This window comes from Paenibacillus medicaginis (assembly GCF_042138635.1).
Taxonomy (GTDB): Bacteria; Bacillota; Bacilli; order Paenibacillales; family Paenibacillaceae; genus Paenibacillus; species Paenibacillus medicaginis.
The window spans coordinates 1-24,090 of record NZ_JBHIRY010000034.1 but is presented as its reverse complement, the minus strand read 5'-3'; the positions used below and the strand labels follow the sequence as shown (position 1 = coordinate 24,090).

Here is a 24,090-nt window from a genome sequence, read left to right as displayed (position 1 = left end):
AGATATTACTACATCCAAAGGAATGATTGAGATGAGTGAACGGAGGAGGCGGCAGACAGCCGGAAGTCATCCGGATTCCATGGATCATCATCTGATCCAGATCACTTCATTACATCGGCAGCTCAGATTTGTAAAAGATAGTGAATTAAAGAAACAAATGCATCTCACCGGACAAAGCAGAGGAGCGGGAGCCGGAAGCTATCAGCATAAATACAGGGTGTTTGCGGCGGCGAAGGAAGCTGTCAAACGGGTAACAGGACTTGAACTGCACGAACTGCAGATGACTGCAGGCTGGTGGATGTCTGAGGGGAAAATTATTCAAATGGCCTCCAACGAAGAAAGATTGCTCGCCTCGGTTCTGACATGTGCATGGCGTGCCCTGCAGGGGCGCGGGGTGCACATGATGTCGACGGACAATCAATGCTCCTGGAGGGATTATAGTGTGTTATATCCGGTATACACAATGCTTGGTCTCACCGCAGGCTGCAATCTTGCAGGCGCGTCAGCGGAAGAGAAGCAGCAGGCCTATCTCACGGATATTACCTTTGGCGATTTCCGGGAATTTGCAGCAGATTATTTGCTCGATCATCTGACGATGAATGCAGGCGAACGTATGCAGACGTTTAATGCCTGCGCGGTCATCGACAATGTCGAGCAGGTGCTTGTTCATCATCTGATGACCCCGATCACTCTTTCGGAACAGAGCGGAGCAGCGGAGCAGACGGCTGCAGGCGCGCATGCCGAAATATCGGTGCACCATTATATGCAGCAGTACGGGGGCATTGCGGGCATGACAGACCAGATTGGCGGAGAAGCCGCCCTTTTGCGGAGAGCTTATGGTCTGGATACGATGATGTTGCCTGCTTCAGATTTGAGAAAAAGGTCCGTGACGGAAGAAGTCATCGGCTATCGCCGGGAGAAGGCCTCCTTCAAGCTTAGCGGAACGGATGGCGAGCCGGCGTCCGGTTCGGCGGAAAGTCTGAGAACGGCGGGTTTGAAATGTTTGGTGAAAAGGGATTCCGGTGCAGCAGAAGTTTCCAACCGGGGAGTGGCACGTCCGAAGACGGCAGAAGAACACCGCATGCTGATATGGCAGTCTGATGGAACACGCTGGGAAGAGGAATGGCTGTATGTTACGGAAATGGAACGGATTGTGCATACTCACCGGCAGCTCGTGTATGAGCGGCGTGATCAAATGTGGGAGAAGGCCAATATCAAGCATATACTGAATACCCATGTATCTGCAACGATCACTGAAACGGATACGGTATATCTGGAGAAGATGCGAAGCTGGTTGTTGACGATCGGTCAGGGCATGCTGGAAGATGGCCATCTGCTGCAGCAGGGAAATGCTTTTGGCGTTCAGGAGCTTCAGCAGGCCTGGTCGGACATATGGCAATGCCTGCTGAAACGGCCGGCGATGAGCAGACATCTTCTGAGCTGGAGTCATAAATATATTCAATTGCTGGACAAATACTGGGCCCGGTATATGGAAGATGCCAAGGAGCTGCGGCGGCAGGCCGGCATTGGTGAGAGCGGCAGGGAAACGATGGTTCAAGCCTATCATGATGCCTGCTCAGAGCTGTTTCTGCGGATCAAAGCCGATTGGAGGACGGAGTTCACCGGCTGGTTTCTAAGCGAGGCGCTGCCTGCATTTACGGCCGTGCAACCAGAAAGACCGTTATGTGGTTCAGGAGCCACCTGAACGTTTAGCAATGATCTAGGTCAAAAAAATAGTCTGAATTCCCTGGAAAAAGGAATTCAGATTATTTTGTTTTCATCTTTCCCGTCACCGCCCGAATTGGTGTATAATCAAGTGGGACAACTGGCTGATGGAGGATTGGAATGACGAAACGAATCATACTGGATGTAGACACAGGCATTGATGACGCGCTGGCCATTGGTTATGCGGTGCACTCCCCCGAGCTGGATTTGCTTGGAATCACGACAACGTTCGGAAATATTTCGGTGCCGGAGGCGACCCGCAACTCGCTGGTTCTGCTGGAAAAGCTGAATAAAGAGGTGCCGGTATACCAGGGGGCGGACAAGCCTTACGCCAGAGAGTTGTTCAAGCCCTACTCAAGACATATTCATGGCGAGGACGGCATTGGCGGCTGCTACAGCACAAGTCCGACGGGCTCGGTTGCTGAAGGGCATGCGGCCGATTTTATCATTCAGCAGGCGCGCAGGCACCCACAGGAGCTGACAGTAATTGCCGTGGGACCGCTGACAAATCTGGCGCTTGCGTTGGATCGCTGCCCTGAGCTGCCAGAGCTGCTTGACCGCCTGATCATTATGGGCGGTGCGGTCACCGTGCCGGGCAATGTGACGCCGACGGCCGAAGCGAATATCTACGCAGATCCTGAAGCGGCGGAAAAAGTACTGACCGCTGGCTTTAATCTGACACTTGTCGGTCTGGATGTGACAATGCAGACGCTGCTTCCGCAGTCCGATGTTGACGCTTGGCGTGGTCAGGGCGAGCTTGCGGAATTTATGGCAGACATGACCGATTTTTATATGCAGGCTTATCAAAATTTCAAGCCAGGCATCGCTGGTTGTGCACTGCATGATCCGCTGGCTGTGGGTGTGGCGATTGATCCGGCTTTTGTGACCACAAAACCGATGCATATCGCAGTGGACACGGGGGATTCCCCGACCGTCGGCCGGACGCACGAAGTAAAATCTGGTGAGGCGTCCGCTGCTGAGATGTCCGCCGGGGCCGCACGTGCGGGCAAGACCATTGATGTGTGCCTTGAAGTAGATGCAGAACGCTTTCTGCATCATTTTCTGAATCGTATCCTGTAAATGATATAGAATCCTATTCGAAGAGGAGCCGTCGCTATTTGCTGATCTGGAGCAGATAAGCGACGGCTTTTTTCTGTTGACAAAGGTGTATCAACTGTATTATTAATAGTAGTACAGTTAATACACCTTTCTGGCATGCAGCAACCGTAGACTAAGTACATAAGAGCGTGAAGAGAAGGGAGGAGAAGTATGTTCGAATTGGATGTGCGGAGCCGCAAGCCTATTTACGAACAGCTGCAGGATAAGATCCGGGATATGATTGTGTTCGGCGCCCTGCAGGCCGATGAACAGCTGCCATCCGTGCGGACATTATCATCCCAGCTTACGGTCAATCCCAACACGATACAGAAAGCTTACCGGGAGCTGGAACGCCAGGGCTACATTTATTCCGTTCAGGGAAAAGGCAGCTTTGTGGCGCCGCCCGAGCATCATCCCCAAGAAGCAAGCAGGGAGAAGCTGCGGACGGAGCTGCTGCGGTTAATGACGGAGGCGGTATTTCTGGGATGGACGAAGCAGGATATCGACGATTTGTATCATGATGCTGTGAAGCAGCAGGAAAGGGGGATGGCCCGTGATTGAACTGGGAGAGGTAACGAAACGATTTCAGGGGGAAACGGCGGTCGATGGGCTTACGCTGCTAGTGCGCAAAGGCTCCATCTTTGGTCTGCTTGGCTCCAATGGGGCAGGCAAAACCACTCTGCTGAAAATGATTGCCGGGATTTACAGGCCTGATGAGGGCGGAGTTGCTGTCGAGGGGAAGGCAGTCTATGAAAATCACAAGGTCAAGCAGCGTATTTTCTTTTTACCGGATAGCCCCTACTTTTTTCCGCAATCCTCCATTGAGCAGATGGCCCGTTTTTACAGGTCAGTGTATCCGAGGTGGAGCGAGGAGCGTTACGTCATGCTTGGCAAGGTGTTCAAGCTGGATACGAAGCGCAAGCTGAGCCGGTTTTCAAAGGGGATGCGCAGGCAGGCGGCCTTCTGGCTGGCCTTAAGCTGTATGCCGGATCTGCTGGTGCTGGATGAGCCGATCGACGGTCTTGATCCGGTCATGCGCAGACATATTAAAAATCTGCTGTTTCAGGACACGGCCGAACGCGGCATGACCGTGATTATTTCATCCCATAACCTGCGCGAAATTGAGGACTTATGTGATCATGTTGCCATTATGCACAAGGGGCGGCTCGTATTGGAGAAGGATGTGGACGATTTGAAGGAGGATACCCATAAAATACAGATCGCCTTCCGCGAACAGGCTCATGAACAGGCCCTGGAGGAGCAGGTGGACATTTTGCATAAGGAAACGAGGGGCAGCGTTGTTCTGTATATTGTGCGGGGAGAGCGCGAAGGGATCAGCCGTATTGTGGAATCCTTTGATCCTTATGTGTTTGACGTGCTTCCGCTCACTTTGGAGGAAATCTTTATTTACGAAATGGGGGACGCCGGCTATGACATCCAGCCGATTCTTCTTTAACGGCGGGGTAATCCGTCAAAATTTACGGCAGCACGGATGGATCGGCATCCTGTACCTGGGCGGTCTGCTGTTCACGCTGCCGCTGAAGCTGATATTGGGAACGCCGTACACACAGGCAATCCGTTTAAATAACCTGTTTGAGTATTATGGCGAGGAACAGATGATATTTATTCTAAGCCTCCCGATCATTGCTGGCGTTTTCATTACAAGATACATACAGAGCAGGCCTGCGGCCGATTTGTATCATAGTGTCCCGCTGCGCAGGGAGCATTTGCTGACGGCTCATTTGATAAGCGGACTACTGCTGTTGCTCATTCCGGTCTGGATTACGTCCGCAGTTACCGCTTATTTGTCTGGTAGGCATGATCTGGACTATGTCTTTACCCTGTCCGATGTTTTATCCTGGGGAGTTACTGTTACGATCATCACTCTGTTTCTCTACAGCTTCAGCTTGTTTGTCGGGATGTGCACGGGTCAGTCCATCTTTCAGGCGGTAGCGGTATACGTGATCCTTTTCCTGCCCATGGTGCTGGGAGGACTGCTTTCTGCTCATTTTGACCGTTATTTGTACGGATATCCGGATCCGGGGCGCATAAGCCGTACTTTTGAAGTCTATTCACCGCCATACCGTATGGCCGCTATTTCGCAACTGACCTTTAGCGGTCTGGAAATGCTCGTTTATACGGCGCTTGCTGTGCTGTTTCTTGCTCTGTCTTATCTACTGTACATGAAACGGCATATTGAATCCGCAGGCCAGGCCGTGGCTTATGCCTTTTTTCAGCCATTATTCAAAGCGGCCGTTATTCTCTGTCTGATGCTGCTGGGAAGCATCTATTTTCACAGCCAGTCTGACGGGAAAACAGGCTGGACGATGGCAGGCTATGTGCTCGGAGCAGTGGTGGGTTATATGTTCAGCGAAATGATCATCCGGAAAGGCTGGCAGATATGGTCAAAAAAAGCTGCATTTGAGCTGGCTGCCTATGGAGCGGGAATCGGTCTGCTGCTGTATGGGTCGGCATCCGGTATCACGGGTTATGAAACGCGGATCCCGGCTGCGTACTCTGTGGAAGCTGTCTATATGGGGGAGTATTTTGACTGGTCAGATACGGACAAGGAGAACTCCTACTCCCGCAATCCGGATTATATCTCCGCGGTGCTCAACCTGCAGCGAGAGGTTGTGAACGTGCGGCCACCCGAAATCTCTGACGCGGACCGTCCCCGAACCTATCGAACTGTATCCATCGCTTACCGGTTTAAAAGAGGGGGCACGATGTACCGTGAATATCAGATTTCTGAAGAACAGTTCAGAGATGAGCTGAAGAACGTGATGGAATTTGACGATTACAAAAGAAGCAGCTACTGGCTGTATAAATTGAACGGTACGGCTTCGTACGCCGAGATCTCCAGCGGAAACTTTCCGAATCGGAGAGTAACAATTCACGATCCGGCAGAAATAAGGGAGCTTGAGCAGGCTTTGCAACAGGATATGGATCGGATGAGCTATGAGGAAATGACCACAAAGCGTATACCGGAGGCGGTAATCGATATAAAATGGAAGGTTCCGGGCACCATCTATAATCTGCATCAATTCAAGACCTACCCGATCAGCCGTACGTTCACCCATGTGCAGGCGTGGATGAATCAAACAGGCTATTCTAAAAGCATTAAGGTAGATCCAGGGGATATCAGCATGGAAATTGTAAGTACGAAAGGCTACAGTCTGGCTGATTTAGTGTCCGGACGGACCGTCCCGGCGGAGGAATTCAGGGCAATGAAGAAAGTGAACGGGGACTATACGATTAAGGATACGGAGCTTAAGAAGCAAGTGCTAGAGCTTCACAGTGATGTTAACTACGGTAATGAGAATGCAGCTTACCTGATCCGAACCACGGTGGGGGTCGATGAAATGTACAGCGTTCTTTACCGCAAAGATATGACGTCTGAGCTGGAGCAAGCGCTGCGCGACGGTTCTGGTAACTAGATAGAGAAAAGTAGTTTTTGGTATAATGTGGTCATCCCCTGTTTTTTGGCTCCATACAAATACACAGGAGGTCGGAATGCAGTTGAACTACGATGCGGAATTTTTATTAAAATTGAAAGTTTTACCTCTATAGATCCACTTGAGCAGCTTTGGCCGTAGTAGCAAATCTGATGCTTGAGACGATAGCAAACTAAATGATAAAATACGATCAAAGGCCATGAATGGAGCGTGGAAAGCATGGATGAACTGAAAAAAATGTTAGAAGGTTTTGGAGCAAGATTTGATGCGCTTGACGCAAATTTCGAACAGTTGAATAAAAGATTTGACAATTTGGAACTCTTAACAAAACAAAATAATGAAATGGCTACGCAATTAATCGGCAAGGTTGCAAGTGTCAAGAGTGACATCGAAGATGTATTGCGCTTTCGTACATGAACAAGGCCAATGCGATGCTCGATATGGGGACCGGAGGCGGAGAGCTTCTCTCCGTATTGGGTCCGTTCCCAGAGGACACTTGCGCAACGGAAGGTTACGAGCCGAACGTTCCGATTGCCAAAGCACGTCTTGAGCGGCTGGGTATTCAGGTGGAGCAGGTATTTACAGATGATGAGCTGCCTTTTGAGAATGGGCGGTTCGATCTCGTCATTAACAAGCATGAGTCCTATTCAGTGGGCGAGGTGCGGCGGATTTTGCGGGACTCGGGCATTTTCCTGACACAGCAGGTTGGCGGGACCGACTGCAGGGAAATTAACGAAAGGCTTGGAGTTCCGCTGAACGATGAGTTCCAGCATTGGAATCTGGACTTTGCCGTCAAGGAGCTGGAAGGGAACGGCTTTAAAATTATTGAGAAGCGGGAACAGGCGCCGCTGCAGCGTTTTTACGATATCGGAGCGCTTGTGTATTACCTGAAAGCCATAGAATGGCAGGCTGTTGGATTCCGGATTGAGGATTATATGGAGGCGCTGTATGGCATACATGAAGAAATCAAAACCCGCGGCTTCTGGGAAACGACACAGCAGCGCTTTCTGATTGTGTCAGCACCGGTGTAGGTACTGCAGGCAGGGCTCCGGACATGCTCCGGGGCTCTTTTTCTGCCACAATAAATGTACAAGAAGCAGGAACCGTCCAAGGAGGGGAAAGGATGAACGGAATTCCTGATCATCTGGAGCACGGTTTATCTGTCGTTTTTATCGGTTTTAATCCGAGTCTGCGTTCGGGAGAGGCGGGCCATCATTATGCCAATCCACGCAACAACTTCTGGCGTATTCTGCATCAGTCGGGCCTGACACCGAGACTGTATCAGGCCTCAGAGGACGGAGAGCTGCTGCAATTGGGCTACGGGTTCACGAATATTGTGGCCAGACCGACCCGAGGCATTGCAGATATTACCCGCGAAGAGTATGCGGAGGGCAGGCGTATTCTACGCGAGAAGCTGGTGGTGTATCGCCCCAGGGTTGCGTGTTTTGTAGGCAAAGGGGTATATACGGAGTACAGCCGGAAAAAACAGGCCAGTTGGGGCTTTCAGCCAGATCCGCAGTATCCGTTTACTCATGAATTTGTTGCTCCCTCTTCCAGTGGGCTTGTCCGCATGTTAAGTGATGAAATCATAGGGATTTATAGCCAATTGACTGAATATTTAACAAGTTTAGACTAACATATTTTTTTTAGAAAATATTAAATAACACAATCCCGAGAATTATCCGGGATTGTGTTATTTTTATGTTAATTTATATAACGCAAAATTTAAAATCATTTAATAGTATCCTTTAAAAAATTACGATTTTCCGGAGAAAGAAATAGGATGAATTTATTCCTGATCATAAAAAATTAATTAAATTATAATAAATACATAAAAAATGAAACAAAAATTAAACTATAACTCATATTTATGAATAAAAAATCCGAAAAAAGGAATTGCCCAATTATATATTTCTGTGTATACTAAGTGTATTATTAATACCACTTTATGTTAAATAAAGTGACACAAAAGAAAATTGGGGGAATGTTTGTGAAGATGAAGGGACAAGGATGGTTGGCATTAACACTCATAGCCGGACTGTTGGCTGGCTGCGGAGGCGGAAGCGGGGGAGGAGGCACGGCAGGCACCACACCGGAAGCTTCGGGTACCACTGGCTCGGGAGGCGGAGGAAAGGTCATTAAAATCGCTACTCAATCTCCATTGTCCGGAGGAAGCGCCATTCAGGGTGAATCGATCAAGCTTGGCGCCCAAATGTCGCTGGAGGATCATGCGGAAGAGTTTAAGGCTCTTGGATATGATCTGGAACTGGTTCCTTATGACGATCAAGGCGACCCCAAGAAGGGCGTAGCCAACTCCGAGCTTATCGGTGCTGATCAGGCGGTGCTGGGTGTAATCGGACATTTGAATTCCGGCGTTTCCATTCCGTCTTCGGTTGTTTATGAGAAATACAACATTCCTATGATCTCTCCTGCAAGTACGGCTACAGACTTCACAGACCGAAAACTGAAAGTGGCGAACCGTGTAGTAGCCCGGGATGATTTCCAAGGGCCGGCAGCTGCTGAATATGCGGTTAACACCGTAGGAGCGAAAAACATTTTCGTCATTCAAGACAAAACAGCATACGGACAAGGTCTTGCCGAAGCGTTCCGTGATGCTGCGGAAGGGCTCGGTGCCACGATTTCCGGTTACGAGGGCATTACAGTAGGCGAAAAGGACTTTAACGGCGTACTTAACATTGCTGCCAGCAAAAAACCGGACTTTATCTTCTTTGGCGGTTTATACGCTGAAGGCGGACTTCTGATCAAGCAGGCTCGTGATAAAGGAATTAAGGCTCCGATTATGGGTGGGGATGCCCTTGACTCCTCGGGCCTGGTCGATATTGCCGGTGAAGATGTCGATGGCTCGCTCTACAGCTCCGTTGCCGGGGATATCACGAAAACGGAAGAGGGCAAGAAATGGGCTGACCAGTATGAACAGAAGTTCGGCAAGAAGGCTGAAGGCTACTCCGTCTATGCTTATGATTCGATGAGTGTCATGCTGGAAGCAATTAAGAAATCCATCGAGGAGAACGGCGGAAAACTGCCTGCCCGTGAGAAGGTGCGTGACGCGGTAAGGGCCACGAAGGATTTCCAGGGTGTTGCGACCAAGGTTTCTTTTGATGAGATCGGTGATAACTCGTATGCCAAGGTCTTCATTTATAAGTTTGATGGGGCGACCTACCCGGGAGCGATAGTCTCGGAAATCGAAAAAAAATAAGTAATCTGGGATCCACGCAGCCAGGAGGTATGTTCCGGATTGGACATACAGCCTGGCTGTAGTTTTGATACCGGCATCTTGGGGAATACATCGATAAACGCTTTTTACCAGATGGAAGGGGAAACCAATCATGTTCGCGACGATACTGCAAAGCTTGCCGCAGGTGCTGATTGACGGACTGGCGTTAGGGGCCATTTACGCCGTCGTTGCACTGGGCTACACCATGGTCTACGGAATTTTGGAGCTGATCAATTTTGCGCATGGGGAGATTTTTATGACCGGCGCTTTTGTCGGGACTGCTGTACTGTTTCTGTTTCAGGGCTTTGGCTTGCTGGGCGGTCTGCCAGCGTGGCTGTCCTATGTATTGATTATATTCGTGGCCATGATGGTAACCGGAGCGCTCGGGGTCGGGATCGAACGGGTCGCCTACAGACCGCTGCGCAAGGCGCCGAAGCTGATCTCTCTGATCTCTGCATTTGGGGTTTCCTTTGTGCTGCAGGATCTGATCCGTTTTATCGCCGAGCTGAAAACCGGCAACTTCATTGTAAGCACGCCTTCGTTGTTTGAGGGAAGGATCGATCTGCCTCTGTCCTCCGTATCCGGTGCTTTCACGGACACTTCTATCAAAACAAACACTATTTTTATTCTGATTATTGCGGTGCTGCTGATGGTGGGGCTGGATCTGTTCGTCAACCGCACGAAATGGGGAGTGGCCATGCGTGCAGTTGCCCAGGACCGTGAGACAGCGTCCCTGATGTCGATCAACGTCAATAAAGTCATTGTGCTTACCTTTTTCATAGGCTCTGCACTCGGCGGTTCTACGGGCGTTTTGTTTGCACAGCAGTATGGAACCATAGACCCTTATATCGGTTTTATTCTGGGCATGAAAGCCTTCACGGCGGCGGTGCTGGGCGGAATCGGCAACATCCGCGGGGCCATGTTTGGCGGGATTGTCATCGGCGTGCTGGAAATGTTTGCGTCCGCCAACCTGGGGCTGCTTACGGACGGCAACTTCGGTGCCGAGTATAAGGATGTATTTGCGTTCATGATTCTGATCATCGTGCTGATATTCAAACCTGAGGGCTTGTTCGGTAAAGCCGTCAAAGAGAAAGTGTAGGTGAAACCGATGGAACATATGAAGACCTTAATCGCGAATAAGCCGGCGCAGGCAGCGCTGCTGCTGTTGTTTGTGGCCGTGACCGCCTCCGGCGTCTATTTTATGGATAAATCGGTCATTTCCTTTTTGCTGCTGCTCGGATCGTTGCTGCTTCTGTATTACACAACCTTCAGCAACGGCATGAAGTGGGCTATCGCCGGCGTGCTGCTTGTGCTGATTATTCCGTTTGCGAGCTCCGGCGGTCCTGCGTATGAGTCTTATATGGAAGTCGCGACTCAGTGCGGCATTTATATTGCGATGGCTTTGGGATTGAATATTGTGGTCGGGTTTGCCGGATTGCTGGATATGGGGTTTGTCGCTTTTTTTGCGGTAGGCGCCTATACGTACGGCATATTTGCCACAGGCCAGGCCAACAATTTCATTGCAGGCGACCTGTTTCCGCTGTCAGGCGCGTCATTCTGGATCTTCATCCTGCTCGGCGGATTCATGGCAGGTATATTCGGCATTTTGCTGGGGCTGCCGGTGCTCAGGGTAAAAGGTGATTATTTGGCGATCGTAACCCTTGGCTTCGGTGAAATCATCCGGATTATTTTTAACAATCTTGAGAAGCCGGTGAACATTACCAACGGTGCGCTCGGTCTGTCTTCCATCCAGCAGCCCAATCTGTTCGGCTTCCAGTTTACGTTTCCGCACCAATTTTATTTCATCGTAATTGGCATTCTGGCGGTTGTTATTTTTGCCGTCCGCAGATTCGAACATTCCAGACTTGGCCGCTCCTGGAAGGCTGTGCGCGAGAATGAAATCGCCGCCCAGTCCATGGGCATCCCGCTGATCCGCACGAAGCTGACGGCTTTTGCGATCGGCGCATCCTTTTCAGGTATGATGGGTGTTGTGTTTGCTGCCAAGCAAACGTTTATTGATCCAACAAGCTTTACATTGATCGAGTCGACGACGATTCTGGTGATGGTTGTGCTCGGGGGCATGGGAAGTGTTCCGGGTGTCATTTTGGGAGCCAGCCTTGTCACGATATTGAACCTCCAGGTGCTCACCGAGTTCACCAACTGGCTGAACCAGCTGTCCATGCAGGGCGTTGTGCAGGTTCCGAACGCGCTGTCTCCTGCCAAAATGCAGCGGTTCATATTCGGTGCGATTCTGATTCTTGTCGCCATTTTCAGACCCAACGGACTGATTCGCGCGAAAAATCGGCCTGTAAAGCTGGAGCAGGTGAAGGATCAGCCCGCTGCCGTCAAGGCAACCGCGCTATCCGAATGACATGCATACACGGGGGAGGTAATCCATATGGCGGTACTGAAAGTAACGAATCTGGTGAAGCGCTTTGGCGGGCTTACAGCCGTGAACGGCGTGAACTTTGAATTTCCGGAAGGGAAAATATCGGCGGTAATCGGACCGAATGGTGCCGGGAAAACGACATTTTTTAATATGATCACCGGGATTTACGTTCCGGATGAAGGGCAGATTGAACTGAAAGGACAATCCATCGTGAATGTGAAGCCTGACCGCATTACCAGCCGGGGTATTGCGCGCACATTCCAGAATATCCGGCTGTTTGGCAGTATGACCGTACTGGAGAATGTCATGGTCGGCATGCACATTCACCTGCGTTCAGGTGTGATTGGCACCCTGCTGAATTTGCCGCGGGTCAGACATGAAGAGCAGCAGGCCAAGATAGAGGCGTACAGGCTGTTGAAATATGTCGGCTTGGAGACGCTGTATAACGAAGAAGCGGCCAGTCTGTCCTACGGAGCGCAGCGACGGCTGGAGATTGCACGTGCGCTTGCGGCCAGGCCGTCGGTGCTGCTGCTGGATGAGCCGGCAGCGGGAATGAACCCGCGCGAGACGGCGGAGCTGACGGCGCTGATCCGCCGCATCCAGCAGGAGCTTGGCATCTCGATCATCCTGATCGAGCATGACATGAAGCTGGTTATGGAGCTGTCCGATCATATTCTTGTATTGGATCACGGGGAGAAGATCGCAGAAGGCGGCCCCGAAGATATCCGCTCGAATCCGAAGGTTATTGAGGCTTATCTCGGCAAGAGCGCTGTGGAAGAAGAGGTGACGATATGAGCTTGCTGACCATGGAAAATGTAGAGGCCTATTATGGCGCGATTCAGGCGTTAAAAGGGATTTCCCTGCAAGTGAATGAGGGGGAGATCGTAACGCTCATCGGTTCGAACGGCGCGGGGAAATCCACTACATTGAAATCCATCTGCGGCCAGGTCAAAACCAAGGGCAGGATCGTATTCAATGGAAAGGATATTGCCTCCGAGCAGCCGCACTTGATCGCCTTGGGCGGAATCGCGCATGTTCCCGAAGGACGGTGTATTTTTCCCAAACTTACGGTCAAGGAAAACCTGGAGATGGGAGCCTTCTCCGTCAAGGACAAGAAGCTGATCAAGCAGCGGGTCGAACAGGCCTTCACTTATTTTCCGCGACTGAAGGAACGTTATCATCAGGCCGGAGGCACGATGAGCGGCGGGGAACAGCAGATGCTCGCCATTGCCAGGGGACTGATGATGAACCCGAAAATTTTGCTGCTGGATGAGCCGTCCATGGGACTTGCGCCGGTGCTGGTAGATCAAATATTCGAAATCATACAGGAGCTGAATGAGGCGGGCATGACGATTTTGCTGGTGGAGCAGAATGCGTATCATGCGCTGCAGATCGCCCACCGGGGTTATGTCATTCAGACCGGCGAAATCATTATGCATGATGATGCCGCCAAGCTGCTGTCCAATAACCAGGTGAAGGAAGCCTATCTTGCATAATTGGCAGTAGTTGGAGAAAGCTCTGGACAACAATACAAACAGGCCTGAAATCTGTGTCTGTTTGTGTCGTTGTGCCAGGGCTTTTTTTATATTAATAGTCATAAAGAACTATATTTAATATGTTTTTCACGAATTTTTTACAATTAACTATTAATTTTTTAGTCAATAAGGCCGATATTATTGATAGTCTATGTAGAAATTTGGCAGCATAGAGATCGTTTAATAGACCAAGTCGGATGATATGGATTTCTAAATTTAAAAAAAGGGGGGGCCATCAAGCCGTAAGTTGAAAATGCAGCCAAAGCTGCGACAATAAATTATAATAGGAGCGTTAAAACAAATGTTGTTGATCAGACGTATGTCCTTCTTCACCAAAAATTTGTTGTTGGCCTTTATTAACATTATTTTGATTGGTGCGATTTTGATAACATCCTGTTACATAACACAAAAATCTATCTTGATTAAGCAACTGCAGGGGCAAATTATGGCGATTACCCAAAAATGGGCCGAAGAAATTGATCCGGCTCTTGTCGCCCAGGCGATTACCCAGAAGAGCTACAAAGGATCGGCGCAGGCTGAGTTGCAAAAAAAACTGGACGATATTCATAATTACAACCCGAATATCGCTCAGGCGTATCTGTTTGGTACAGAACTGAAAGGAGGGAACCAAACCTCGCTGATTGGCATGCCTACCAATCTCGTTGAAGCATTCTCGGCGGATAATGTTAACATCGGTGATATGTATGATCAGCCGGAAGCTATGGCGACTGCTGTTGCCGGCATGCTTAAAGACGGCAAGCCGACATTTACGGCGCTTTATAGCGACAGCTTCGGAATCTGGACGACGATCATTTACCCGGTGAAGAACGAGCAGGGAGAGATTATCGCTTTCCTCGGTGCGGACGCGGATGCCAGTGCCGTTCCCGAAGGACTCCAGAAGCTTCTTGTGAACGGCATAACCATTATGCTTATTTTCATGCTGCTCATCTTCCTGATTCAGTACTTTTTGTCGCGCCTGACTTTGAAACCTATTAATGAATTGGTACGCGGCATCGAAGAGGTCAGCAGCGGCAATTTGAATGTCGAGCTGAAGACCGGCCTGGATGATCTTGGGGTCGTCAATAGTAAGTTTAACAGTATGGTGAATCAAATAAACGACATGATGCTCAAGGTTCAATATACTTCTCACTCGGTTACAAATTCAGCCAATAGCCTTCGTGAAATCTCGGAGCTGAACAGCAAAAATTCGAACCTGATTACGCAAAGCGTTGAGGAAATCTCGCAAGGTATCGTAGAGCAGGAACAAGCTTCCGTAAGCACCGCAAGAGCTATGTCTGAAATCGCAACCGTCATCCAGAACATCGCCGAAAATTCTTCGAAGGTTGCACAAGAAGCGTTTGACATGGAAATGAAATCTACGGAAGGCAATACGTCCGTGAAACAGGTTATGACGCAAATGGAGCAAATCCAAACATTCGTTGGCAAGTCGACGAATGCCATTAAGTCGCTGGACAGCCGTTCCCTGGAAATCGGAAACATTGTGTCGATTATTATGAACATATCCAGCCAAACCAACCTGCTGGCGCTAAACGCGGCCATTGAAGCGGCAAGGGTCGGCGAGCATGGCAAAGGTTTTGCCGTTGTCGCTGGCGAGGTAAGAAAACTGGCTGAGCAGTCGGATCAATCTGCGAACCAAATTTCGGAGCTCGTCAAAGAAATTCAAGAGTTGATCCGGGTAGCCGTCCAAGCGTTGGAGCAAGGTAACCGTGAGGTAAGCGGCGGTCTGCAGATTACCAGCACGACGAGCCAGATTTTAAATGAAATCCTGCAAGCTACACAAAATGTGACGATGCAAATCCAGGAGGTGTCCAGTTCGACGGAAGAACTGGCGGCAGGAACGCAGGAGCTTACGGCAACGTCTGAAAGTTTGTCGGCTTCGGTTGGTGTAACGGCTGTAAATAGCGCCAAAATTTCCGATTCCGTCAAAGAGCAAAAAGAAAATATGGAAGCTATCTTCCAATCCTCGACAGAACTTTCGGGTCTGTCGGAAGAACTTCAGAAGCTTCTTAATCAATTTCAAGTACGCCCATAAGACTAGCCATTTTTATCCTGACACCAAATCCAATGCTGCTTACTGCTAAGGAGGAATTAACAGAAATGACGGAGATTAATCATTACACTGCTGCTTTGGTAACTGAAAGTCCACTGCTATTCATCCCGCTTGATTCGTCACGTCACGGCCGAACGTATTCCTACTTAACAGCAGATGTTCTCATGGAGGAAAGCCTGAGCGCCAAGCTCGGGCAATTGAAGGACGGCGGAGAGCAAGCCGGGATTTTGGCAGCGGCTTATTTTGCTCTGCTTTACCGTTTATCGGGCGAAACCGACATTATAGCGGAATGGATCTCTACCGACGGAAAAGCCGTTCCGCTGCTGCTGAGCTTTGAACAAAAACAGACCTTCGCCAGCCTTAAAAGCAGCATAACTGCTCAAATGGCTGCAGCCGCGGAAGCTGCCCCGGAGCTTCAGTTTGATACCCGCTTTTCGATGGGTCAGCCGATCGGGGCAGTACAGGAGCTGCTGAACTGGCAGCTGCTTGATGGCGGCGACCACTGGACCATACGGGTGACTTATGACAGTTCTGTCCTTTTGGAAGGCACGATCCGCAGGTATGTTGAATATTTCCATACGCTGCTCGATGCGGCGCTTACGGATGCCAATCGTCTGATCGCTGCTATCGATATTTTGACCGGGCAGGATAAAGCTATCTACGAGCAAATGAACGATACGGCATGGCCTTACGACAAATCGAAGACCGTTCACGGCATGTTCGAGCTGGCGGCTGCTTTATATCCGGAAAGGATTGCGGTGTCATCGATCCACGGGCAGTTTACTTATCGGGAATTGAACGAAAAGGCGAATTGTACCGCACGGATGCTGCTGCAGCAGGGATTGCGCAAAGGTGAATTTGTTTCGATTTTTATGGAGCGAAGCCTTGAGCTTATCGTCAGTTTGCTTGGCATCCTTAAGGCGGGAGGTGTATACGTTCCGGTTGATCCCGAGCATCCGGAGGACCGCAACCGCTACATTTTGTCGGATACGGGATCTTCTTTTATCCTGACCAAAAGCGAATATCAGGAGCAGGCAGCACTGCTATGCACAGAAGTGGGTACGGTCAAGGGAATCATTTCGATGGATTCCGGCATGATGGATGCATTCGAGGGCACCGGGAATGTTGATAATGGAGTAAGACCTGACGATCTTGCTTATATCATTTACACGTCTGGCTCAACGGGAAGGCCGAAGGGTGCGCTGATCGCACATGAAGGTGTGGTCAACCTGGGGGAAACGGTCCGTAAGGATTGCGGGATCGGACCTGAAGATGTGCTTACACAGTTCGCTACCTATAGCTTTGACGCCTCGGTATGGGATACGATCGGAGCATTGTTTTACGGCGCGCATTTGTATCTGCTGTCACCAGAGGAACGGGTATCAGTCGAAGAGTTTGCTGCTGCTGTCGAAAGAACGGGAACAACCATCATTACGATTCTTCCGACCGTGTTTTTCAATCAGCTGTCTGCGTATTTATCGGACGAAGGCTACCGCAGGCTGTCCGGCGTAAAGCTGATTACGGTGGCGGGCGAAGCGCTTTATGGCGAACAGGTTCGCGCATTCCAGCGCAAGTTCAGGGACGCGATCGAAATTGTCAACGTCTATGGGCCGACGGAATGCACCGTATGTACGACAACACACACGATCAGAGGACTCATTCCGGACGACTTGACGAATGTTCCGATTGGCAGGCCGATTCATAATTACAAGGTCTATATCGTTAATGAAGAAAATCAACTATGCCCGGTTCATGTACACGGAGAAGTATATATTTCGACCGTTGGCTTGGCTAAAGGTTACCTGAATCAGCCGGAAAAAACGGCGGAAGCCTTTATCGCCAATCCGTTTGGTGAAGGTCAAATCTATAAATCCGGCGATATTGCGAAGCTGCTTCCGGACGGAACGATCGAATACGTCGGCCGCCGTGATTCCCAGCTCAAAATTCGGGGCCATCGCATTGAAATCGGGGAAATTGAGGACAGCTTCGCCAAAATTCCAAACGTACAAAATGTGGCCGTCATTAGCAAGCAGGATACGGATGGTCAAAACATGCTGGTCGGTTACTTTACTACGAAAGACGGCGGCTTATTGCCTGCCCCTGTCATCAAGCGTTTGCTGGGAACAAAGCTGCCTTCCTATTTCATCCCGAAATGGATTGTTCAGCTTGAAACGATGCCGACTTCACCGACGGGCAAGATTGACCGGAAAAGCCTGAAAAACTACGACCATCGGGAGATGGCCGTGCCGGATGTCGGATTCGAACCGCCGGTTACGGAGATCGAGCGGCGTGTTGCAGAGTCATGGCAGGAAGTACTGAGTGTGGAACAGGTAGGCCGGCATGATGACTTTTTCTCGATTGGCGGCGACTCTTTGGCGATCATCCACGTCCTGGTCCTGTTAAAGCCGCATTATCCGGATCTCAAAATCAATGATTTCTTCCAGTACCGGACGGTCAAAGCGCTATCCGCGCACATCGGGCAGCTGAAGGTGGAAAAGCTACAGACAGTGGAGCGTTCTGTTGTGTTGACCGGACCAGCTATTCCGCTGGAGGAGCATCCTCAAATCCCGCAACAGGTCGGAAATACCGAAATCAGCTTCCAAGACCCTAAGACTGTGTTATTGACGGGAGCTACCGGATATCTGGGCGCTTATTTGCTGCATGAGCTGCTGGTCCAAAGCAAAGCTGTCGTTTATTGCCTGGTCCGGCCGGGAATTGATCCAGGTTTGACAAGAATTCAAAGCCATATGGAATATTTTTTTGGTCCATCCGTCAGTAAGCTCATGAAGGACCGCGTGGTCGCGGTGGAAGGGGATTTGGAGCGCGAGGATCTTGGCATCATGCCTGAAACGAAACATAAGCTGGCAGGTGTACTGGATATGATTGTACATAGCGCCGCAGATGTAAGGCATTTCGGAGATGAAGAGCAATTCGCGAAAACGAACATAGCCGGCACACTGTCCTTAATCGAGCTTGCACGCGGATGCGCAAACCCTATCCGGTTCCATCATGTTTCTACAATGGGCATACCGGAAGATCTGGCATTAAGCGGGCAGTGGGAGCAGGTTGTAAGCGAGCAGACGCTGCGTCCTGATCTTAAAGTGGAGAATCTGTACACGAACAGCAAGCTGGAAGCGGAGAAAGCGCTTATGGCAGCGGCGCAGCAGGGTCTGCAGGTCAGCATTTATCGGGCGGGTAATTTGTCCTGTCATTCGGAAAGCGGACTTTTCCAGAAAAATATTGACAGTAATTCGTTCTATCGCATGTTAAAGGCCATGCTGCTGCTCGGCAAAGCTCCAAACGTACAATGGGAGGTCGATTTCACCCCGATCGATTACGCGGGAAAATCAATCGTAGCTCTTGCGCTGCGGCCCGATTCTTTGGGAAGGGTGTTCCATATTTGCAATCCGCAAACGATTTCGTATACTGCGTGGGTTAATCTCTTCCGTGAATATGGGTACGAAATTGAACTGATGGAGCAGGAGGCCTACAGGACATGGTTATTTGATCCTGCCGCTCCGAAAAATACGGAAGGCGTTAAGCTGGCAATTGCTCAGCTTGAAGGAGACGGGCCGAAAGATTCCCGCTACCGATATGGATGCGTGTTGACCTCCGGGGCTCTGCAGGGGATTGGTATTACATGTGCTCTTCCCGACAGCCTCTTCATGAAAAGAATGATAGAACATGCCATCAAAGTAGGTTATTTACCGAGAACAGCAGCACTGGCAAACATTTAATGACCAAACCCCCTTATCCGCATATTGTCGGATAAGGGGGTTTTTCATGGAAAATGGAATTGAAGAAGAGTGCTCCAAGCTCAATTTGGCTGCTTGAGTGCTGCTTCCTGCATGGCCTGAAGAACAGGCACATAGTCATAATCGAGATCATGCGCCACCGCTTCATACGTTATTTTCCCGTTCATCACATTGACCCCGCTCTGAATCGCCGCGCTGCTGCCGATTGCTGCCAGAACGCCCTTGTCCGCAATTTGCACGGCAAAAGGCATGGTGGCATTTGTTAACGCAATTGTGGAGGTCTGGGGAACGGCCCCCGGCATGTTGGCTACCGCGTAGTGCACAACGCCGTGTTTCACATACGTAGGCTGATCATGAGTGGTAATCCGGTCGATCGTTTCCACGATGCCCCCCTGGTCGATGGCTACGTCGACAATAACGGAGCCGGGCTTCATGGCTTTGACCATTTCTTCGGTTACGAGTTTCGGAGCCTTGGCACCGGGGATCAGAACGGCACCGATCAGCAGATCGGCTTCTGCGGCAGCTTGGGCGATGTTGGAAGGGGTAGATACAAGAGTGTTAATCTGGTTGCCAAAAATATCATCCAGCTGCCGCAGTCTGTGCAGGCTCAGGTCAATGACGGTCACGTCCGCTCCGAGCCCGACGGCCAGCTTGGCGGCATTTGTTCCGACGACACCGCCACCAATAATGACGACTTTGCCGCGCTTGACACCCGGTACGCCGGACAGCAGGATGCCTTTTCCGCCTTTCGGCCGTTCCAGCAGTTGGGCTCCGATCTGCACGGACATCCGTCCGGCCACTTCGCTCATCGGTGTCAGCAGTGGCAGAGTTCCGTCGACGGTGATTGTCTCATAGGCAATCGCTGTCACGCCGCTTGCGGTTAGAGCCTCGGCAAGTGACGACTCGGCAGCAAGATGAAGGTAGGTGAACAGGACGAGGCCCGGACGGAAGAACCCGTATTCGCTTCCCAGCGGTTCTTTTACCTTCATAATCATCTCGGACTCCGCCCATACTTCGGCTGCCGTGTCGACCAGGGAAGCGCCTGCATCCGCATAATCCGCATCCTGAAATCCACTTTCCGCACCGGCATGCTGCTCGATCAATACGATGTGGCCCCGGCGAACCAGCTCTGAAGCGCCTGCAGGGGTCAGAGCAACCCGGTTTTCATTATTCTTGATTTCCTTGGGAACCCCGATGATCATGGTCATGCACCTCTAATGTTAGATTTAATACCAGTTTACAAAGGGTCCTGGAGGATGGCATCATACAAAGTGTCAATAATTTTGCGATTTAGGCTCGACTGTTTGTTGATGCTTTTATATTATATGGTTATAAATGGATTATCATGTTATTTATTATGACATTTGGGGTGAATGGATGAAGGGTGAAGATCTTTTTACCATTGCAGAGATGCTGAAACGCCCGGTATTTCACCGGGCCAGGCTGGCTGCGGGAGAGCGGGGGATACACCGCCCGGTGGGCTGGGTGCATGTGCTGGAAATTATACATGTCTCTCCCTTTGTGAGCAGAAATGATCTCATTTTAACGACTGGACTGTGGCTGAAGCGTTATGAGGAAGAACGGTTTGAATATATGAAGCAACTGTTCAGCCAGGGGGCCGCAGGTTTATGTGTGGAATTCGGCACCACGGTTGATGCGGTTCCTGACGAAATTTTGGAGTGGGCCGAGGGGCATGATTTTCCAGTGATCGTATTTGAGCAGCCGGTCCGCTTTGTCGAAATTACACAGGACATCCATTCGCTGCTCATTAACCGTCATCATCTGCTGCTGCAGAATCTGGAAAGCTTCTCGCGCAAGCTTCAGCAGGAGACGCTGCGTAGCTCGGACATGTCTGCTATATTGCGGCTGCTGTATGATTATGTATCAAGGCCGGTTGTGTATATTTCTTCGATCAACGCGAGCCGGTTCGTGCCTTCCGTCGATACGGCGCTTGCGGAGAAGCTGGGGGAAATATACGGACGGGAAGTAGAAGGGCGGATGAGTACGGACCGGGAGGATCATCTTCTTTTTCGACTGAACGGTCATACCTCGGTTTTATTTCAGCCGGTCGTGTGCTTTGGACAGATATTCTCCGCAGTCGGTATTCTACTAAATGGCGAGCAGCCGGGAGAAGCGGTGCCGCTGCTGCTGGACTACACGGCCAAGGCAGCCGCGACGCTTGTCCTGCGCACTCAATTTCTGGAGGAACGTCTGCTGCGGAATCAGAACGAACTCATTCAGGAGCTCATGAACAGGCAGATCAGCAGCGAGGAACAGGCTCAGACCCGGATGGGACTACGTCTGCTTGCCAAGGGCGAATATTTGTTCATGGCGGGCATTTTTGAGGTGGAGTCCCTTGACAAGGAAGCAGGTCAGGTGCGCCGGGAAGCGATTCATCAGGATATCCTTGTCCTGCTGCGCTCCCTGCTCAAAAAACATAATCTGCACAGCCTGCTGATGATGAAAGGAAACCATTGTTATCTGCTGTGTGCCAAGGAATCGATTACAGCGCGTTCCTTGACCAACCTGCGAACCGTCCTGTCCAATATTGTGCAGCATCTGAACCGGTATGCGGAGGAGGAACTGAGCGGGGTGCGCATTCATGCAGGCTTCGGGAAGAGCAGGGGCAGGATGCTGGAGACGGACCTGAGTTTGCATGAGGCCTATCAAGTCATCGAAACTGCACGTTGTGTAGCGCGTATGAAAGATAGGCTGTTTTATGACGAATTGGGCATCTACCAGCTTCTGAAGGCCGTGCCGGGCACTCCTTTTTTGGCCGCCTTTGTTGAAGACCATCTTGGGACTCTCATAACATACGATCAGGAGCATCAAATGCAGCTGCTGGACACGCTGGATATGTATTTTCAATGCCATGGCTCCAAGAAGGATACAGCCGACAAGCTGTATATCCATCGGCAGACGCTGTACAACCGGCTCGTTAAAATCACCGAAATTATCGGTACGGATTTGCTGACGCCTGATAAAAGACATTGTCTGGAAATGGCCTTGCTGGCCCATCGCATGCTGCAGTCGGAAGGAAACTAGGACCTGCATACCAGGTTTTGAGAGCTTGTCCCGGGAATAAACGAAAAGGAGCTGATTTACAAATCAAGGCAAGCTTGCGATAATGGAACAAGGAAAATGCTCTTCATGTGATGTCACTAATAAACTTCGGGAAGGAGATTTACATGAAGCTGAAAAAATGGCTTGCAGCTCCGCTTGTCCTGCTGCTCGTAATCTTAACGGGATGTCAGGCGGTAGGGGGCTTTGATGTCAACCAGGGACTGCTTGGCACGCTCAAAGTCAAACCGCAGGAGTCCAGCTCTACACTGTCCTTTCACGTTGAGCCTGCTGGCAGTGCTTCGGCGGAAGACCGGGAAATCATTGATTTTATTAACTCTGTATCGATATCTGTATATGAAGCCAAAATCCAATCAGAGGATGTTGTATCCGCCAAGGGCGCTTTCCATTACCAGGATGTAAGTCTGCCGTTTGCCATGTCCATGGACCAGACCGGGCTGGCGTTTGAGTTGGAAGGCTCCAAGAAGCCCTACTACATAGACTTGAATCAGGCAGAAGCGCTGGAAGGGCTGGCTGAAGGGTTCGATCCGTATGCTTACAAGGACAAGATCAATGACCTGGTGCTGGAAGCCGCCGGACTGTTCATCGAGCATTCGCCGAATCCGAAGGACATCTCGGTTGCAAAGGTAACCGAGGAAGTGAACGGAGAGAAGGTTGATCTGACGAAGCTGTCTGCCCAGCTAACAGGAGAAGAGCTGGTGCAGCTCGTTAAACCGATGCTTCAGAGTCTTGCCCAGGATGAAGAAGGACTGAAGCGGTTGATCGGACAGGGGCTGGATTTGGCTGCAGAGATCGCTGCCGCATTCGGTGAAGAGGAGAGCCTTAAAGAAGGTCTGGCCGGGTTTGGCGATAGCCGGGAAGAGATTTTGAATAATCTGTACACGGAGGCCAAAGATGCGTTGGATCAGGCCGTAAGTCAATATGATGCCGGCGTAAGCCTGATGTATACACAGGCTCCGGAGCTGCGGACTGTATTGGGGCCAAACACGGTGCTGAAAACCGATATGTATTTTGATGCGAATAAAGATTTGCGCAAAGACCGTACGGAACTGACCGTCGCCTTGCCTGCAATGGAAGATCTGCCGCTTACCTCTTTCACACTCCGCTCCGAAAGCGAGCTGTGGAATGTGAACGGTGCGGTGACTGCCGATAAGGTGGACACTTCAGGCGGTGTCATCAATGTAGAAGAAGACGGCTTGACGCCGGGCGACACCCTGCGCAACTTTGACAGCAGCTCGAAAGTTTATAATATTTTGAAGAACGACCTGCAGTTGACGCATAAGGAAATTGTCATTGATCCGGAAGACAGCTACTATGACCTGGTGATTAAAAAAGGCACGACCATGATCGCGCTGCGTGATATCGCCGCCGAGCTGGATGCCGATCTGGATTGGGATGCGGCTGCGAAGCAAATCACGGTGACCGACGACATTACGGAAGCGAAGTTTGTAATCAAAAAAGGAATGAAGCAGATCAAGGCGGGTGATCGGACGATTGACCTGCCGCAGCCGGTATTTGCCGCTGAAGACGGTACGCTGTATGTACCACTTCGTCAAGCTGCCACGGCTCTTGGAGCGGAGGTTACTGTCCAGGACGGAATGCTGGTCATTGAAAGAGAGTAAAATCGGAATTAGGGAAATAGCAGACCTTCCACTATGGCGGGGCTGCTATTTTTTGTGCGCCTCACAGTCGCACCATCTAGGTGGTTCAAATCCACCCGGTAACTTTACCCTTTAAAGTGCCGTA

18 protein-coding genes are annotated in these 24,090 nt (G+C 50.4%); 17 read left to right on the top strand and 1 reads right to left on the bottom strand.

All coding sequences use genetic code 11. The features are described from left to right. Positions 1 to 31 precede the first annotated feature (31 nt). The 15 genes from ACE5LO_RS23580 to ACE5LO_RS23510 all read left to right on the top strand — a co-directional run bounded on the left by ACE5LO_RS23580 (position 32) and on the right by ACE5LO_RS23510 (position 19,245). On the top strand, positions 32 to 1,705 hold the full coding sequence (locus ACE5LO_RS23580; RefSeq protein ID WP_375522410.1) for a DEAD/DEAH box helicase family protein: 1,674 nt from the start codon (positions 32 to 34) through the stop codon (positions 1,703 to 1,705). Positions 1,706 to 1,845: 140 nt separating this feature from the next. Continuing rightward, a complete protein-coding gene (locus tag ACE5LO_RS23575; RefSeq protein WP_375522409.1) occupies positions 1,846 to 2,805 on the top strand; it encodes a nucleoside hydrolase in 960 nt (319 codons plus the stop codon). Positions 2,806 to 2,994: 189 nt separating this feature from the next. Further along, a complete protein-coding gene (locus ACE5LO_RS23570; RefSeq protein WP_375522408.1) occupies positions 2,995 to 3,384 on the top strand; it encodes a GntR family transcriptional regulator in 390 nt (129 codons plus the stop codon). Next, positions 3,377 to 4,279 (top strand): ABC transporter ATP-binding protein, encoded by a 903-nt coding sequence (locus ACE5LO_RS23565; RefSeq protein WP_375522407.1) that lies wholly within the window; start codon positions 3,377 to 3,379, stop codon positions 4,277 to 4,279. The genes ACE5LO_RS23570 and ACE5LO_RS23565 overlap by 8 nt, the downstream gene beginning before the upstream one ends. After that, positions 4,254 to 6,260 carry an ABC-2 transporter permease gene (locus tag ACE5LO_RS23560; RefSeq protein WP_375522406.1) on the top strand — a complete coding sequence of 669 codons (2,007 nt, stop codon included), beginning with the start codon at positions 4,254 to 4,256 and terminating at the stop codon, positions 6,258 to 6,260. Before ACE5LO_RS23565 ends, ACE5LO_RS23560 begins: the two co-directional genes overlap by 26 nt. Positions 6,261 to 6,497: 237 nt before the next feature. Next, positions 6,498 to 6,695 (top strand): hypothetical protein, encoded by a 198-nt coding sequence (locus tag ACE5LO_RS23555; protein ID WP_375522405.1) that lies wholly within the window; start codon positions 6,498 to 6,500, stop codon positions 6,693 to 6,695. Beyond that, positions 6,692 to 7,309, top strand: a complete 618-nt coding sequence (locus ACE5LO_RS23550) for a class I SAM-dependent methyltransferase (RefSeq protein ID WP_375522404.1) — start codon at positions 6,692 to 6,694, stop codon at positions 7,307 to 7,309. The genes ACE5LO_RS23555 and ACE5LO_RS23550 overlap by 4 nt, the downstream gene beginning before the upstream one ends. 92 nt (positions 7,310 to 7,401) lie before the next feature. After that, the gene (locus ACE5LO_RS23545) at positions 7,402 to 7,914 is read left to right on the top strand and encodes a mismatch-specific DNA-glycosylase (protein WP_375522403.1); all 513 of its coding nucleotides are present in this window, start codon (positions 7,402 to 7,404) and stop codon (positions 7,912 to 7,914) included. A gap of 360 nt (positions 7,915 to 8,274) precedes the next feature. After that, on the top strand, positions 8,275 to 9,495 hold the full coding sequence (locus tag ACE5LO_RS23540; RefSeq protein ID WP_375522426.1) for a branched-chain amino acid ABC transporter substrate-binding protein: 1,221 nt from the start codon (positions 8,275 to 8,277) through the stop codon (positions 9,493 to 9,495). Positions 9,496 to 9,625: 130 nt separating this feature from the next. Beyond that, positions 9,626 to 10,612, top strand: coding sequence for a branched-chain amino acid ABC transporter permease (locus ACE5LO_RS23535; protein ID WP_375522402.1), 987 nt, complete (start codon positions 9,626 to 9,628; stop codon positions 10,610 to 10,612). 9 nt (positions 10,613 to 10,621) lie between these two features. Then, positions 10,622 to 11,884 carry a branched-chain amino acid ABC transporter permease gene (locus ACE5LO_RS23530; protein ID WP_375522425.1) on the top strand — a complete coding sequence of 421 codons (1,263 nt, stop codon included), beginning with the start codon at positions 10,622 to 10,624 and terminating at the stop codon, positions 11,882 to 11,884. A gap of 27 nt (positions 11,885 to 11,911) precedes the next feature. Next, positions 11,912 to 12,697, top strand: coding sequence for an ABC transporter ATP-binding protein (locus tag ACE5LO_RS23525; RefSeq protein WP_375522401.1), 786 nt, complete (start codon positions 11,912 to 11,914; stop codon positions 12,695 to 12,697). Next, positions 12,694 to 13,398 carry an ABC transporter ATP-binding protein gene (locus ACE5LO_RS23520; protein ID WP_375522400.1) on the top strand — a complete coding sequence of 235 codons (705 nt, stop codon included), beginning with the start codon at positions 12,694 to 12,696 and terminating at the stop codon, positions 13,396 to 13,398. Before ACE5LO_RS23525 ends, ACE5LO_RS23520 begins: the two co-directional genes overlap by 4 nt. 340 nt (positions 13,399 to 13,738) lie before the next feature. Beyond that, positions 13,739 to 15,490 (top strand): methyl-accepting chemotaxis protein, encoded by a 1,752-nt coding sequence (locus tag ACE5LO_RS23515; RefSeq protein ID WP_375522399.1) that lies wholly within the window; start codon positions 13,739 to 13,741, stop codon positions 15,488 to 15,490. Between the two features lie 65 nt (positions 15,491 to 15,555). After that, a complete protein-coding gene (locus ACE5LO_RS23510; protein WP_375522398.1) occupies positions 15,556 to 19,245 on the top strand; it encodes a non-ribosomal peptide synthetase family protein in 3,690 nt (1,229 codons plus the stop codon). Positions 19,246 to 19,325: 80 nt separating this feature from the next. Here ACE5LO_RS23510 and ald read toward each other — a convergent pair whose 3' ends face one another. After that, positions 19,326 to 20,465: an alanine dehydrogenase gene (ald, locus tag ACE5LO_RS23505; protein ID WP_375522397.1), complete on the bottom strand. Its 1,140-nt coding sequence runs from the start codon at positions 20,463 to 20,465 to the stop codon at positions 19,326 to 19,328. Positions 20,466 to 20,640: 175 nt separating this feature from the next. On the opposite strand from ald, the gene ACE5LO_RS23500 reads away from it, so the two are divergent. Both ACE5LO_RS23500 and ACE5LO_RS23495 read left to right on the top strand, forming a co-directional pair. Then, positions 20,641 to 22,308, top strand: a complete 1,668-nt coding sequence (locus ACE5LO_RS23500) for a PucR family transcriptional regulator (protein ID WP_375522396.1) — start codon at positions 20,641 to 20,643, stop codon at positions 22,306 to 22,308. Positions 22,309 to 22,451: 143 nt separating this feature from the next. Continuing rightward, entirely contained in the window at positions 22,452 to 23,966 is a 1,515-nt protein-coding gene (locus ACE5LO_RS23495; protein ID WP_375522395.1) for a stalk domain-containing protein, read from the top strand. The last annotated feature ends 124 nt before the right edge of the window (positions 23,967 to 24,090 follow it).